13 protein-coding genes and 1 tRNA gene are annotated in these 14,077 nt (G+C 60.8%); 9 read left to right on the top strand and 5 right to left on the bottom strand.

The annotated features are described in order from the left end of the window. Window positions 1-159: 159 nt before the first annotated feature. The 4 genes from putA (at window position 160) to CAK95_RS04675 (ending at window position 5,409) form a co-directional block, all read left to right on the top strand. Window positions 160-3,276, top strand: a complete 3,117-nt coding sequence (gene putA / locus CAK95_RS04690; protein ID WP_086086882.1) for a bifunctional proline dehydrogenase/L-glutamate gamma-semialdehyde dehydrogenase PutA — start codon at window positions 160-162, stop codon at window positions 3,274-3,276. A 121-nt stretch (window positions 3,277-3,397) separates the two neighbouring features. Further along, window positions 3,398-3,805, top strand: coding sequence for a phosphoribosyl-ATP diphosphatase (hisE, locus tag CAK95_RS04685; protein ID WP_086086881.1), 408 nt, complete (start codon window positions 3,398-3,400; stop codon window positions 3,803-3,805). Between the two features lie 64 nt (window positions 3,806-3,869). Beyond that, window positions 3,870-4,451 (top strand): YqaA family protein, encoded by a 582-nt coding sequence (locus CAK95_RS04680; RefSeq protein ID WP_086086880.1) that lies wholly within the window; start codon window positions 3,870-3,872, stop codon window positions 4,449-4,451. 508 nt (window positions 4,452-4,959) lie between these two features. Continuing rightward, a complete protein-coding gene (locus CAK95_RS04675) occupies window positions 4,960-5,409 on the top strand; it encodes a hypothetical protein (protein ID WP_086086879.1) in 450 nt (149 codons plus the stop codon). A 119-nt stretch (window positions 5,410-5,528) separates the two neighbouring features. On the opposite strand, the gene CAK95_RS04670 is transcribed toward CAK95_RS04675, so the two are convergent. Continuing rightward, window positions 5,529-5,846: a hypothetical protein gene (locus CAK95_RS04670; protein WP_086086878.1), complete on the bottom strand. Its 318-nt coding sequence runs from the start codon at window positions 5,844-5,846 to the stop codon at window positions 5,529-5,531. A 114-nt stretch (window positions 5,847-5,960) separates the two neighbouring features. Next, window positions 5,961-6,167, bottom strand: coding sequence for a DUF6494 family protein (locus CAK95_RS04665; RefSeq protein WP_086091188.1), 207 nt, complete (start codon window positions 6,165-6,167; stop codon window positions 5,961-5,963). Window positions 6,168-6,288: 121 nt separating this feature from the next. On the opposite strand from CAK95_RS04665, the gene CAK95_RS29840 reads away from it, so the two are divergent. The 3 genes from CAK95_RS29840 to CAK95_RS04650 all read left to right on the top strand — a co-directional run bounded on the left by CAK95_RS29840 (window position 6,289) and on the right by CAK95_RS04650 (window position 11,101). Next, window positions 6,289-9,033: a response regulator gene (locus CAK95_RS29840; protein WP_245303626.1), complete on the top strand. Its 2,745-nt coding sequence runs from the start codon at window positions 6,289-6,291 to the stop codon at window positions 9,031-9,033. Between the two features lie 119 nt (window positions 9,034-9,152). Beyond that, window positions 9,153-9,521 (top strand): response regulator, encoded by a 369-nt coding sequence (locus CAK95_RS04655; protein WP_086086877.1) that lies wholly within the window; start codon window positions 9,153-9,155, stop codon window positions 9,519-9,521. Then, window positions 9,518-11,101, top strand: a complete 1,584-nt coding sequence (locus CAK95_RS04650; protein ID WP_086086876.1) for an adenylate/guanylate cyclase domain-containing protein — start codon at window positions 9,518-9,520, stop codon at window positions 11,099-11,101. The genes CAK95_RS04655 and CAK95_RS04650 overlap by 4 nt, the downstream gene beginning before the upstream one ends. Before the next feature lie 61 nt (window positions 11,102-11,162). Here CAK95_RS04650 and CAK95_RS04645 read toward each other — a convergent pair whose 3' ends face one another. Continuing rightward, window positions 11,163-11,621 (bottom strand): nuclear transport factor 2 family protein, encoded by a 459-nt coding sequence (locus CAK95_RS04645; protein ID WP_086086875.1) that lies wholly within the window; start codon window positions 11,619-11,621, stop codon window positions 11,163-11,165. A 264-nt stretch (window positions 11,622-11,885) separates the two neighbouring features. Between CAK95_RS04645 and CAK95_RS04640 the strand changes: the two genes are divergently transcribed. Beyond that, window positions 11,886-12,356 carry an aminoacyl-tRNA deacylase gene (locus tag CAK95_RS04640; RefSeq protein ID WP_086086874.1) on the top strand — a complete coding sequence of 157 codons (471 nt, stop codon included), beginning with the start codon at window positions 11,886-11,888 and terminating at the stop codon, window positions 12,354-12,356. A gap of 65 nt (window positions 12,357-12,421) precedes the next feature. Here the strand turns inward: CAK95_RS04640 and CAK95_RS04635 are convergent. Beyond that, a tRNA-Leu gene (locus CAK95_RS04635) sits at window positions 12,422-12,506 on the bottom strand. Between the two features lie 204 nt (window positions 12,507-12,710). Here CAK95_RS04635 and CAK95_RS04630 point away from each other — a divergent pair. After that, window positions 12,711-13,265, top strand: a complete 555-nt coding sequence (locus CAK95_RS04630) for a disulfide bond formation protein B (protein ID WP_086086873.1) — start codon at window positions 12,711-12,713, stop codon at window positions 13,263-13,265. Window positions 13,266-13,281: 16 nt separating this feature from the next. Here the strand turns inward: CAK95_RS04630 and CAK95_RS04625 are convergent, their stop codons facing one another. Beyond that, window positions 13,282-14,070, bottom strand: coding sequence for a methyltransferase domain-containing protein (locus tag CAK95_RS04625; RefSeq protein WP_086086872.1), 789 nt, complete (start codon window positions 14,068-14,070; stop codon window positions 13,282-13,284). Between the last annotated feature and the right edge of the window lie 7 nt (window positions 14,071-14,077).

Raw genomic sequence — 14,077 nt, 5'->3', positions numbered from 1 at the left:
CCGCCTTAAAGAGCAAGGTAGAACGATGCCGCGGCATGCGGCTGCACAGTGCTGATGCAGATCGTGCCGAATTGACGGGCAGAGAGCAAATACACACCTGTTAGCGCACTGCTGCCGTTAACTGAATCACGTAGAGATGATCGCCGGGAGGCGACGACGATGAGCAAGCCGGACGCTGTTGGAGCCGACAACGAGCTGCGGAACAGCGCCCTTCCGGTCTTTGCCGCCCCCTATATGCCGCCGGACGAGGATTTCGCCCGGCGATGGCTGTCTGATCCGCAATTGGCTGAGGCCGAAGCACGAACTGATGCGCTGGCGACGCGGCTGATCGAAGCCATTCGCTCGCATGCGGGCGGGGTTGGCGGCATCGACGACTTCCTGCACGCTTATTCATTATCGACGCGGGAGGGGCTGGCGCTGATGGTGCTGGCCGAGGCGCTGCTGCGTGTCCCGGACGCGGCAACGGCCGACCGGCTGATTGAGGACAAGCTGGCGGGGCGGGACTGGTCGCAGCCGGACCACAAGGGGGACACGCTGCTGGTTGCCGCCTCGGCCTGGACGTTGGGCATGACCGCACGCCTGATTCAGCCGGGAGAAACGCCAGAAAATATTCTCGAAAGCCTGACCAAGCGGCTGGGCTTGCCCGCGGTGCGGCTTGCGACACGGCAGGCGATGCGGCTTCTTGGCTCGCATTTCGTGCACGGGCAAACGATTGACGAAGCGCTGGAGCGCGCGAAATCGGACAAGGAATCGCGCTTCTCGTTCGACATGCTGGGCGAGGGCGCGCGCACGGCGGCGGATGCCGCCCATCATTTCGAAGCTTACGCGCACGCCATCGACGTTATTGGCAAAACGTCGAGCGCCACAAGCTTACTGGACCGCTCGGGCATCTCGGTGAAGCTGTCGGCATTACATCCGCGCTATGAGGCGGTGTCACACGATCGCGTGATGGCGGAGCTGACGCCGCAGCTTCTGGACCTCGCGCGCAAGGCAAAAACCTACGACCTCAACTTCACCGTCGACGCAGAAGAGGCCGATCGTCTGGAATTGTCGCTGCAGATCATCAGTGCTGTTCTGCGGGATTCGTCATTGTCCGGCTGGGACGGCTTCGGTTTGGCGGTCCAAGCCTACCAGAAGCGGGCTCCGGCGGTGATAACCTGGCTGAACGACACCGCCGACGCGCTGTCGCGCCGGCTCATGATCCGTCTGGTCAAGGGCGCCTATTGGGACACCGAGGTCAAGCGGGCGCAGGAGCGTGGTCTTGCCGATTATCCGGTGTTCACGCGCAAGGCGATGACCGACCTCTGCTATATGGATTGCGCGCGCCAACTGCTGGCGGCGCGGCCGCGCCTCTATCCGCAATTTGCCACTCACAATGCACTAACGGTCGCCAGCGTGATCGAAGAGGCCGGCGGCATCAGCGGCTATGAATTCCAGCGGCTGCACGGCATGGGCGTCGAACTCTATGATGCCTTGCGCAGTGAATATCCCGATGCCGAATGCCGGGTGTATGCTCCGGTCGGCGGTCATCGCGACCTGTTGGCTTATCTGGTGCGGCGCCTGCTCGAAAATGGCGCCAACACGTCGTTCGTCTCGGTGTCGGCCGATCCAAATGTGCGGATCGAAACAATCCTGCGGCGTCCGCGCGAATGGATTACGTCAGTCGCGCATGCGCGCCATTCGAAAATTCCGTTGCCGCGGAATCTTTATGCACCGGAGCGTCGCAATTCGCCGGGTGTTGAATTTGGCGATGCCGCGAGCCTCAAGCAATTGCTCGCCGATATCGCTGAAGCGAAACCGGTCTATTCTGCGCATTCGATTATCGATGGCAAAGAGCGGACAGCGACGCGCCGGCCGGTGCTGGCGCCGGCAACCGGTGAAGCCATAGGAGAGGTGTCCGACGCAGATGAGGCCGTTGCGCGGGACGCGATGGCGGCGGCACAGGGGGGCTTCGCGCGCTGGTCCGCTACGCTGATTGAGAAACGTGCGCAGATGCTGGATCGTGCCGGCGATCTGCTGGAGCAACGGCGCGGCACCTTCATTGCGCTGTTGCAAAGCGAGGGCGGCAAGACGCTCGACGATTGTGTTGCCGAATGGCGCGAAGCCATCGATTATTGCCGCTACTACGCTTTGCAGGCGCGGCGCTCGCTGGCTCCGCAGGCGATGCCGGGGCCGACCGGCGAGACGAACGAACTGCGCTATCGCGGGCGCGGCGTGTTCGTCTGCATCTCGCCATGGAATTTCCCGCTGGCGATTTTTCTCGGACAGGTGACGGCGGCACTGGCTGCCGGTAACAGCGTCGTGGCGAAACCTGCCGAGCAGACGCCATTGATTGCTTACGCTGCCGTGCGTCTGTTGCATGAGGCCGGCATTCCAACCTCGGCGCTGCAACTTGTGACCGGCGACGGTGTAGCTGGAGGTGCGCTGGTCGACGATTCGCGGGTCGCCGGTGTCGCATTCACCGGCTCGACCGAGGTCGCGCGCATCATCAACCGGACGCTGGCGCAGAAGGACGGGCCCATCGTTCCTTTCGTCGCCGAAACCGGTGGTGTGAATGCGATGATCGTCGATGCCACGGCCTTGCCGGAACAAGTGACGGACGATGTGGTCAGTTCGGTGTTTCGCTCCGCCGGTCAGCGCTGCTCGGCGCTGCGGCTTTTGTGTGTGCAGGAGCATGTGGCCGACCATGTCTTCAAGATGGTGGAGGGCGCAGCGCGCGAATTGACGCTCGGCAATCCCTCGCAGCCATCAACGCATGTCGGTCCGGTGATCGACACCGAATCGAAGGAACGGCTTGACCGCTGGATCGACAGTCACGCGAGCCGCGTGCGCTATCGTTGGGACAGTGATCATACGCTGCCGTCGCGGGGTCTGTTCGTGCCGCCGACGATCATCGAGTTGCCGCGCGCGTCCGATCTCAAGGAGGAGGTGTTCGGGCCGATTCTGCATGTCGTCCGCTGGCGTGCGCACGAACTGCCACAACTCCTCGACGATATCGAAAGCAACGGCACCGGGCTGACGCTCGGCATCCATTCCCGGATCGATGCGCGCGTCATGCAGATCGCCGATCGGCTGTCCAACGGGAATGTTTATGTGAACCGCAATATGATCGGTGCGGTGGTCGGCACGCAGCCCTTTGGCGGCACGCGCCTGTCGGGGACAGGGCCGAAAGCGGGCGGTCCTAATTATCTGCGGCGCTTTGCTACCGAGCAGGTGGTGACGGTCAACACGGCCGCATCCGGCGGCAATGCCAGCCTGTTGGCGACGGACGAGTGAAGCCGCACCCGCATCGGCCGGGAGGGGGAACCCGGGACCATTATGCGCGATTAAGGGTATTGGGCTATTTTTGCCTTATTCATTAACAAAAATTGAATGTGTTTTGGAGTAATGTGTAATCATGAGTGATTCGCTCGAACGCCTTCATAGGTCTGTGCTCGCCCTGCAGACGGGCGATCCGGTGCAGTCGCGCACGGCGCGGCTGATCCGTGCTGGGCGGTCCAAGGTCGCCAAGAAACTGGCCGAGGAAGCCGTCGAAGTCGTCATCGATGCGATGCGCGGCGATCGTGAGGCCGTGGTCCGCGAAAGCGCCGATCTGCTGTACAATCTCGTTGTGCTCTGGACCGATATGGGCATCGCTCCGCAGGACGTCTGGGCGGAAATGGAGCGCCGCGAAAAGCTGCTTGGCCTGGCCGAAAAATTGCCCAAGACCCAGCCAGCGAATGATACCTTGGAGGAGCCGGTGCGACGAAAAGTCGTCGCGCTGGGGCCCCGCAGCATTTCCAAGCGCCGCCGATCCGGCTATTGACCCTGCGCTCGGCCGCCTCCTCCCAGGCGTATCTCCCTCTCATTCTCAGGACCCCAGATTCCGCATGCTTCGACGGATGTACGACTGGTGCGTCGCTGCGGCTTACAAGCCGTTTGCGACCTGGATCCTGGGGATTGTCTCGTTCCTCGAAAGTTCGGTCTTTCCAGTCCCGCCCGATGTGATGCTGGTGCCGATGGCGCTGGCGCGGCCGGAAAAAGCCTATTCCTATGCCTTTATCTGCACCTGGACCTCGGTCGCAGGTGGCGTGCTGGGTTATGCCATTGGGGCCCTTCTCTATGACTCGGTCGGGCAGTGGCTGATCGCGCTCTACGGCTACGGCGACAAAGTCGAGGCTTTCCGTGAAGCCTATGCCCAATACGGCATGTGGATCATCTTGTTAAAGGGCCTGACGCCGATCCCCTACAAGATCGTCACCATTACGTCGGGCTTCGCCGGCTACGATATCTGGCTCTTTATCCTGTTTTCGATCATCACCCGGGCCGGCCGGTTCTATATGCTCGCCTTCCTGCTGCACCGGTACGGAGCCAAGGCGCGCGAGATTATCGAAGAGAGGCTGGGCTTCTGGGTCACGCTCGGCGCGATTGTCCTCGTCGCCGGAATCGTCGCAGCCCTGTATCTTTTCTAGAGCCGTTCGGGCTTTGATGGAAGCAAAGCCGAGGCTCTAGCATTTTGTTTTGACGCGGTTTCTTCACGCGAACCGGTGCCCACTTCGCTCGAAAACGCTCTAGACGCGTGGCTTCTAAAAATCCGGCTCGCCTCGGCAGTATTGGGCGACGCCGGGTTGCGAAATCCTCATTTCCGCCATCCGTCTGTTGCAAAAGATGCGTAGGGACGATCGCGCGTCGCGTGCTAGATTTTTAATTACCTTGAACGCTTTCCTGGACCGATTCATGGCCGGACCGGCAATGTCGGGAATGACGCCGCTTTCCGCGTATCGCGGATGGACGGTTGTCTTCGCGGTTTTGGCCTCGTTCCTGTGTACGTCGGCGGTGGTCGCTCAGTCCTCGCAGCCGCAAATTGCGCCTGTTGAATCTGAGACCCAAGACCCAGCGGCACAGTCTCCTCCGCAGCTACCCTCTTCGCCACAAGGCCTGTCGTTGCCTCAAGCACAGCCTTCGCCTCAGGCGCAGCCCTTGCCGCCGGCGCAGTTGCCGCTGGTCGCTAAGCCTGAAGATGCGCCGAAGTCCGAGGGCTTTTTCGATGCACTCAATCGCTGGATCGACAAGTCAGCGAAGGACTTCAAGGCGAGTGTCGACGAATCCAACGCCAAATGGCGGGAATTGGGCGAGAAGACCGAGAAGGCGGCCAAGGATGCGGCGGCGGCTCAAAAAGAAGCAGCCGACGCCTTCAAGAATTTGTCAAATGTCCGCGTTGTGGAAGGCCGCCAGATCTGCGCACAGGCGCCGAATGGTTCGCCTGATTGCCAGACTGCAGCTGAAGTCATTTGCCGCGGCAAGGGCTTCGACAAAGGGCAGAGCGCGGATATCCAGACGACACGCAAGTGCTCCGCCAAGGCCTTTCTCACGCGCAATGAAGGCGGGTGCAGGACCGAAACAGTGGTCGTGAAGGCGGCGTGCCAATAGCTGCACGGACGTTTTTCAAAAGCATAGCCCGTCTTTTTTGAGGGCCTTCCTCTCAAAAGTATTCGGCCGCCGGAATACGGCGGCCGAAGCTGTTTCGCGATACAGAAAATCTGTCAGGCTCAGCACCGGCGGGCGGTGCGAACCACGACGGTGCCGTTCGGACGCACGATACGCTCCTTGACCGTCCGGCAGCCGACGACAGGGCGCGGCGCGAAAACAACCGGCCCAACGCCCGGGCCGCACACGCGGCGGGTGGTGACGACAACGCGGCCGCCTGGGCGAACGACGCGGTCCTTCACGACGCGGCAAGCGACTTGATCAACATGGTTTGGTACGGCAACAACTGGCGCGGCCATACGCGCCTGTGCCGCCGGTGCAGCAAAGAGTGTGGCCATGACCGCGGTGGTTGCAGCGATCGCGGCGAAAGTGAAGCGCATCTTGAATTCTCCATATGCATGTCGCCCGGCCGACAATGTCGCGGGCGAGGCCAACGTTCCGCAGGAATTGGACGTTTGTTGGGAGAGTCGATGAACGCTCATTCAAGCTCGTTATTATTCAAGCTTTATCGCGCCATCGACCTCGTGCATCAGTCCTAGCGGTTCAATCGTTAACACCATCTTGGCAGGCAGCTTCTCGCCGCCCTTCAACTTGCCGCTTTCGATCGCACTACGAATCGCTTTCTCGATCTCGCGCTGCGATGTCACGCCCACTTCTTTCAGATATTTCCGGATCGAAGTGTTGAGGGCATCTTCATCCATGGCATCGGCCTCCGCTGTCACAATCGAGGATTTCAAATTTAGACTTGATCGGGACAATCCGCTATGAGCGGTGCCGGGATGCAGTGCACAAAAGCCGCAACCGGGGAGGGCTAGGCTGGACATGACGACGGGGATTATCAACCGCGCGCCGCGTCGGTCGTGGCGCCGGACGATTGCCGCCAAGCTCCTCAGCGCGTTTGCGGTCATTGCAGCGCTCACGGCGATCGCCGCGTTGCTGGCGGGTCTGCAGTTCAGTCGTGTCGAAACGGCGATGGGCAAGCTCACCACCGAGAGCTTGCCGGCCGTCAAATACTCGCTTGCCGTCGAATCGACCGCGCGTGCCGTCGCCGCTTCCGGTTCTGAACTGGCCTCGGCCACCTCGGAGCTTCAGCGTTTCGCCCGCATGAGTGAGGCGACCGAACGGATCGGCCGGCTCTGGTCGGCGCTGTCGCAACTGCGCGCGCTGATGGGGGACAATGATGCAATCGGAAAACTGCAGGCATTGATTGCACAGCTCGACGGCGAGCTCGGCCAGCTTGATCGCGCCATCGGCGAGAAGATCGCGGTGTCATCCGAACTCGACAATGCGGTGGCGCGCGTAACCCAGAACGGCGTTGCTTTGGCCGAGCGCATGCTGCGGTTGCCGCCGCAAGGAGAGGCCGCACAGGACGCCCTGAATGCGATGCGGGCTGATACCTATCGGTCCGCCGGTCTGCTCTATCAGGGGGCGACCAGCATGTCCGCGCTGGTCGTGTCGGCTTCGCAGGCCCAATTTGACGGCCTGCGCTCGCGCTTCCAATCCTCACTCGACACGCTATCGCAGGACCCTTCGCTTGATCGCACGCAACTCGATGAACTCAGCGCGGCCGTGCGCTCGCTTCTCGCGTTTGGCGACAAGTCTGGTGGCGTGTTCTCGCTGCGCGAGGCCGATCTGACTCAGCGTGCCAATGCCGCAAAAATGCAGGGCGCCATGGATCAGGCGGCTGCTGACATGGAGGCGCTGGTTCGCGGCCTGGTCGATCGCGCCGAAAGTGTCGCCGCCGATACGACCGCGCTGACCGCCCACGCGATCGATACCACCCGTTTCTGGCTGATGGCGATTTCGATCACCAGTGTCGTGCTTGCGGTTCTCATCGCCTGGCTTTTCGTTGCGCGCTACGTCATTGCGCGCTTGCATCAGGTCACCAACAGCATGCTGGCGGTGGCAAGCGGCCAGCTCGATGCGCCTCTGCCGCCGCCGGGGCCGGATGAACTCGGCGACATGAGTCGCGCTCTCTCGGTTTTCCGGGACAATGCCCGCGAGATCCGCGATGCGCGCGAGGAGGCCGAAGCCGCACGCCATCAGGCGGAAGCCGCTTCGCGCACCAAGTCGGCCTTCCTTGCCAATATGAGCCACGAATTGCGAACGCCGCTGAATGCCATTATCGGCTATAGCGAAATCCTCCGCGAGGATGCGCAGGATCGCGGCGACAGCACCAGCGAAGCCGATCTGGTCAAGATCGAAACCGCCGGCAAGCATCTGCTCGGTCTGATCAACGACATTCTCGATCTTTCCAAGATCGAAGCCGGACGTATGGATCTGCATTTTGAAGATGTCGATCTCGGCAGGCTGCTCTCCGACGTGCGGGTGCTGGTGACGCCGCTGATGGACAAGAACGGCAACACCTTCGAGATCGACATGCCGGCCGATATCGGTGTCATGCATATCGATCTGGTGAAGCTTAAACAGAGCCTGATCAACATTCTCAGCAATGCTGCGAAATTCACCAGGGATGGTCTGGTGAAACTGAGCGTGTCGAAGGACATGGCGGACCCGCGCAAGCCGGTTTTCAGGTTTGCGGTGAAGGATTCCGGCATCGGCATGAATCAAGAGCAGGTGGGCCGACTGTTTCAGGCTTTCACACAGGCAGATGCATCGACGACGCGCAACTACGGCGGCACCGGTCTCGGGCTCACGATCACCAAGCATTTCTGCATGATGCTCGGCGGCGATATCGAGGTCACCAGCGCGCCGGGCCTGGGTTCGACCTTCACCATTACCCTGCCGGACGGTGGCAAAGCAGCGCCGGCTGCAGAACGCGGAGAGACGGCGCCTGTGGTCAGCGGCGATGCGTCCGGCAAGACCGTGCTGATTGTCGATGACGATCCGACCGTGCATGACGTCCTGCGCGCAACCATCGCCAAAGAAGGCTATCGCCTGCTGCACGCTTATGACGGCGAGCAGGCATTGAAAATCGCGCGGGAGGAGCGCCCCGATGTCATCACGCTCGACGTGATGATGCCGAAGCTTGATGGCTGGACCGTGCTCGGCAAGTTGAAATCCGACCCGGCGCTGGCGCCGATCCCGGTCATCATGCTCACCATCGTCGATGAGCGCACCACCGGCTATTCGCTCGGCGCGGCCGAATACATGACCAAGCCGGTCGATCGCAACCGGCTGCTCGAATTGCTGCGGCGCTTTGCTGCGAAGTCGCGCGAGGCGGTCGTGCTGGTGGTCGATGACAGTGAGGATGTCCGGGCCGTGGTGCGCTCGACGGTCGAGAAGGCCGGTTTGAAAACAGTCGAGGCCGAGAACGGGCAGGTGGCGCTGGACTGGCTCGGGAAAAATCCTGCGCCAGCTCTGGTATTGCTCGATCTGATGATGCCGGTCATGGATGGGTTCGCGTTCCTCGAACGCGTGCAGCAGGTGCCGGCTTTGGCGCGTGTCCCGGTTGTGGTGCTGACCGCCAAGGAATTGACCGAGACGGAACGGCACGTCATCAACGAGCGCACCTTGCTCGTTCTTACCAAGGGCGCCCAACCCTTGTCATCGCTCGGCTCGGCGCTGGCCGCCATCGCGCGGCGGCCGGTAGAGGCCGCGGAATGAAGAATTATCCTCCGCTCATTCCCGCGCAAACGCGAATCCAGAAAAGTTTTAGCGTTCGTCCTCGCCTTCCCGGGGACGAACGGCTTGTTTTCCACGCTTGAACTAAAGAGTTCTCCTCAATGTCAAAAAAAATCCTGCTCGTTGAAGACAATGAAATGAACCGGGACATGCTGTCGCGGCGGCTTGTCCGCAATGGCTTCGAAGTCCTGATGGCGGTGAACGGACAGGAAGGCGTCGACATGACGCGCAGCGAGCGGCCGGACATCGTACTCATGGATATGAGTCTGCCGGTGATGGACGGCTGGGAAGCGACCCGCACACTGAAGGCCGATGAAATGACGAAGACGATCCCGGTGATTGCGCTGACAGCGCATGCGATGGAATCCGATCGCGCGCAGGCGATGCAGGCCGGCTGTGACGATTTTGATACCAAGCCTATCGAATTGCCACGCTTGCTCGGCAAGATCAACGCGCTGCTGCCGAAATGAATGGTCGTCCTGACAGTGATGCCGTGCGGCTGCACAATGCGTTGCGCGCGCATCTGCGTCAGGAATTTGTTGCGCCTGCTGCGGCGATTGTCGGTTTCGCCGACATTGTGATCGAGGACGCCGATCAGGCCGGTCTCACCGTTTATCGCACCGATCTCGACCGGATTCGCAGCGCCGGCGTCGCGCTGCAGACGCTGCTTGACGAGGTACTGCAGCAGGAGGGCAATGCCTCCGATATCGACGGTTATCGTGCCAAACTGCGACATGATCTGCGCACGCCGATCAATGCGGTAAAAGGCTATGGCGAGATGATTGTCGAGGATGCGCGCGATGGCGGTCATCTATCGATTTTGCCGGATCTCGAAAAGCTGTTGGCCGCCGCCGATGGCATGCTGGACCGGATCGATGCGCTGGTCGCTTTTTCTGGCGAGACCTCGTTTGACCAGGCACAGGCGGAGCCGAATTTCGCCGATGCGTCACGGGTGCTGGATGCGTTACGACATTCGCAACCTGTTGCCGTCCATCGCTCCATCGCGGGTCAAATTCTCGTCATCGACGATAACGCCTCCAATCGCGATCTCCTTGCGCGCCAGCTCACGCGCGATGGCCATGCGGTCGAGATTGCCGCGTCTGGCATGGAGGCGCTTGGCATCGTCGCCGAACGAGCGTTCGACCTGATCCTGCTCGACGTGCTGATGCCGGAAATGAGCGGCTATGAAGTGTTGAGCCGGCTCAAGCACGAACGGCGTACGGCCGACATTCCGGTGATCATGATATCCGCGCTCGATGAGATGGAGTCGATCGTCCACTGCATCGAGGCCGGCGCCGTCGATTATTTGCCGAAGCCGTTTGCGCCGGCCTTGCTGCGCGCGCGCATTCGTGCCTCGCTGGAAAACAAGCTGTTGCGGGACCGCGAGCGCGCGATGATGGAGGAGATCCGTCTCGCCAAGGAGCGCAACGAGACGCTGCTGCTGAGCATCCTGCCGAAGGCAGTGGTCGAGCGCATCAATGGCGGCGCCGGCATGGTGGCCGATCATATTCCGGAAGCGACGATCCTGTTCGCCGATATCGTCAACTTCACGCCATTCACCGCCAAGCTGTCGCCGTCGGATGTTGTCGGCGTGCTCAACCGAGTGTTCTCGGCTTTCGATCGTCTGGTCGAGCAATTTGGTGCCGAGAAGATCAAGACCATTGGCGACGGTTATATGGTGGCTGTCGGTATTCCTGAGCCGCGCGACGACCATGCGGAGGTCGCGGCACGCCTTGCGCTGGCGATGCTGACATCGCTTGCCGATATCCGCAATGAACTCGGTGCGCCGATTCAGTTGCGTATCGGTCTGCATGCTGGGCCTGCGGTTGCAGGGGTGATCGGCGAACGCAAATTCGCCTATGACATCTGGGGGACGACGGTGAATATCGCCAGCCGCATGGAATCCCATGGCATACCGGACCGCGTCCATGTGACGAAGGTCATTGCCGACCGGCTCGACAACGTGTTCAGGATCGTTCCGCGCGGCGCTCTTGAAGTGAAGGGCGCCGGGCTGATGGAAACGTTTTTTCTAGAAGATGCGATGAAGTAATTCGTTGAATCAAAAGAACGGTGAGCTCGCTTCGTGTCAGCTCACCTCTGGGCTTACGCAATCAGAACATCGTATTGTTATTCAGCGACTTTTCAGGAATCGGCTGAACGGCGTCCCAGTGCTCGACGATCTTGCCGTTATCGTCGAGACGGAAGAGATCAAAAATCGCGTTGCCGCGCGTGCCCGGCTCGCGGACCGCATGGACATGGACGATCACGTAATTGCCGTCGGCGAAAACGCGCTTGATCTCGCTCTTATTCTGCGGAAATTTCTCCTTGAGGAAATTGATGAAACCCTTGATGCCGTCCAGCCCATCGGCGCCGATGGGATTGTGCTGGATATAGGTTGCGCCGACATACTTTGATGCCTTCTCGAAATCCTTCTCGTTCAGCACCGCGTTGTAGAACTCGACGACGTTCTTCTTGTTGGCTTCCATCTGCTTGGCGTCAGCCGCCCGCGCTTGCGGTATGGCCGCCGTCACCAATACAAAAAACCCGATCGCTAAAATCGTTCTGATCATATGCCCCTCCCTTCGCTTGCGCGACAGGGCGCAAGCGCTGTTATGGCTCGAAGGCTATCGCCGGGCCGACAGACCGTCAATTTCCTGCGGGAACTGAATTCGATCAGGCGTCTGCTTTGTTCCGCGGCAGGGCGGCGATCGCCGGCGAATTGCAACTGGCGGATGCACGACCTATCTTTGTGAAGACTAGGCAGCCGCCCATCGTGCGGCGATGGCGCATGGATGGATTTACGGTGGGCGGCACATCTCACGGGAGGTTACGCCATGGCTATTGCCCCGACGCTCCAGCAATATCTGACTGCTGAAAACATCCAGTACGAGGAAATCCCACACGAACCCACGATGTCGTCCAATCGCACGGCACAGGCCTGCCACATCTCGGGTGATCGTCTCGCCAAAGGTGTCGTGTTGCGTTACGACGGCGGCTACATGCTGGCCGTAATGCCGGCATCGCATCGAATCCGGCTTTCGGAATTAAAGACAAGGCTTGGTCAAGATGTGGAGATGGCCGACGAAACCGAGATCAAACAGCTGTTCCGCGACTGTGCGTATGGTGCGGTTCCGGCCATCGGAAAATGCTACGGGCTCGATGTCATTGTCGACGATAGCATCGAGGCCCAGCCAGAGATTTATATGGAAGCCGGCGATCATGAGACGCTGCTTCATCTCAGCCATGCGCAGTTTGCGTCCCTGACGGCCAATGAACGTCATGGACGCTTCAGCCTGCATGAGTGACGGTTATCGGTTGTGTCCGTGGTGCGGGGCGGCGCAATTTGCCGGCATCGGTTTCATGCGAAGAATGGTGCCCCTGGCCGGAATCGAACCAGCACTCCTTGCGGAACTCGATTTTGAGTCGAGCGCGTCTACCAGTTCCGCCACAGGGGCAACGCCGCGAAAGGCTTCGGGCGCGGGGACAGGCTGAAATTCGCCATCCCGGCGGGAGACATACGGGGATCGCTTCCGCCGATCAAGCAGGAATCGGCGCATTTGCGCTTCGGGAGCCAATCGCGGTCCTGTGTCTTGACGGCCCGCTGCCTTTCCCCTTGAAACCGGCCACGGTGCCGTGCTGCCGGACATGATGGGATCGATATGAGCCAATTGAGCGTGTTTGAGGACTGGAAGCGCAATGAGCCGGTCAAGCTCGCGGCCGGGGCGGTGGCCCTGCTGGGGCTGGCGACCATCGGTGGCGCCTGGTTCTTTCAACTGGTCATGGGGTTGCCACCCTGTCCGCTCTGTCTCGAACAGCGCTACGCCTATTACTTTGCGATCCCGCTGGCTGTGCTGGTGCTGCTGGGCGTCTCGTTCGGCGCCTCGCGCAAGGTGCTGGTGGCGGCACTGGCGGTGATTGCGCTCGGCATGCTGTGGAATGCCGGGCTCGGCGCCTATCATGCCGGGGTCGAATGGAAATTCTGGGCCGGCCCGCAGGATTGCTCCGGTGCACTGAATGATCTCGGCACCGCCGGCGGCCTGCTCGACAAGCTCAAATCGATCCGGGTCGTGCGTTGCGATGAAATCCCGTGGAGCTTTCTCGGCATTTCGCTCGCTGGCTATAACGCGATCATCTCCCTGGTGTTGTCGCTGATCGCCGCTTGGGGCGCACTTGCGGCCTATCGCACCCTGCCAGCGCCGGAGAAGCTGACGTAAGAGTAGCGCCTCGCTGTTAACGCGACAGAGAGAAATAGACCTCGCTGCCGAGCGAGGGAAACAGCGAACCGAAGGCGACATTCAGCCGAAGCCACGCCGACGAATTCTCGATCGCTTTGCCGTTGTTGCGCGCGAGGAACGAGCCGGACAGGAACGCGACCTTCAGTCCATGCGTGTCCGCGAACTGCTCAATGCGCTCCGGCGAGATGACGCTGACATGGCCGAAATTGCCAGCGTTTTTCGCAAGGCGCTTTTCATAGCCGAGATCGGCAAAAAGTTTCGGCATCGTCGGCGATCCGCCGGTCATGATGCCATCGTCTTTCAGGAACGGCAGAAACGCCGCAAGGCAGGCTTCCGGTGCGTGCAGGTGTTCGAGCAGATGCAGGAAGATCATCGCATCGTATTGGCGCTCGAGCGGCGGCTTGGCGCTGCCATCGACATTGAACGATGTATAGCCACTATAGCCGAGTGCCAGCAGCTGCGCTTCGTCGGCCTTCACATCGACGGCATGCCAGCGCGAGGCGATGCTCGGAATTTTCCGCTCCGGCGATGGATCCATGAAGGCCAGCATCTGTCCACGATCGACGCCGACTTCGAGGACGTCGATGGGACGGCCAAGCTTGCGCGCGTGCGCTTCGAGAAGGTGCCGGATGAACCAGTAGCGCAGATAGCGAAGCGGATATTTGGTCACCGTATCGCTCGGATGAAACTCCGGCATCATCCGGTCGACAACAGAGAAGGCATCGACGCTCCAGCCCGCGGGCCAGTAGGGTGAGGGGGGCGTGGCGGTGTTGATCTGCATCATTTCCGCC

This window comes from Pseudorhodoplanes sinuspersici, from assembly GCF_002119765.1.
GTDB lineage: Bacteria > Pseudomonadota > Alphaproteobacteria > Rhizobiales > Xanthobacteraceae > Pseudorhodoplanes > Pseudorhodoplanes sinuspersici.
This window is presented reverse-complemented; position numbering and strand designations above follow the sequence as displayed.

Coding starts and splice junctions, on each gene's coding strand:
- putA (WP_086086882.1), top strand. CDS start 160: ATGAGCAAGCCGGACGCTGTTGGAGCCGACAACGAGCTGCGGAACAGC.
- hisE (WP_086086881.1), top strand. CDS start 3,398: ATGAGTGATTCGCTCGAACGCCTTCATAGGTCTGTGCTCGCCCTGCAG.
- CAK95_RS04680 (WP_086086880.1), top strand. CDS start 3,870: ATGCTTCGACGGATGTACGACTGGTGCGTCGCTGCGGCTTACAAGCCG.
- CAK95_RS04670 (WP_086086878.1), bottom strand. CDS start 5,846: ATGCGCTTCACTTTCGCCGCGATCGCTGCAACCACCGCGGTCATGGCC.
- CAK95_RS04665 (WP_086091188.1), bottom strand. CDS start 6,167: ATGGATGAAGATGCCCTCAACACTTCGATCCGGAAATATCTGAAAGAA.
- CAK95_RS29840 (WP_245303626.1), top strand. CDS start 6,289: ATGACGACGGGGATTATCAACCGCGCGCCGCGTCGGTCGTGGCGCCGG.
- CAK95_RS04655 (WP_086086877.1), top strand. CDS start 9,153: ATGTCAAAAAAAATCCTGCTCGTTGAAGACAATGAAATGAACCGGGAC.
- CAK95_RS04650 (WP_086086876.1), top strand. CDS start 9,518: ATGAATGGTCGTCCTGACAGTGATGCCGTGCGGCTGCACAATGCGTTG.
- CAK95_RS04645 (WP_086086875.1), bottom strand. CDS start 11,621: ATGATCAGAACGATTTTAGCGATCGGGTTTTTTGTATTGGTGACGGCG.
- CAK95_RS04640 (WP_086086874.1), top strand. CDS start 11,886: ATGGCTATTGCCCCGACGCTCCAGCAATATCTGACTGCTGAAAACATC.
- CAK95_RS04630 (WP_086086873.1), top strand. CDS start 12,711: ATGAGCCAATTGAGCGTGTTTGAGGACTGGAAGCGCAATGAGCCGGTC.
- CAK95_RS04625 (WP_086086872.1), bottom strand. CDS start 14,070: ATGATGCAGATCAACACCGCCACGCCCCCCTCACCCTACTGGCCCGCG.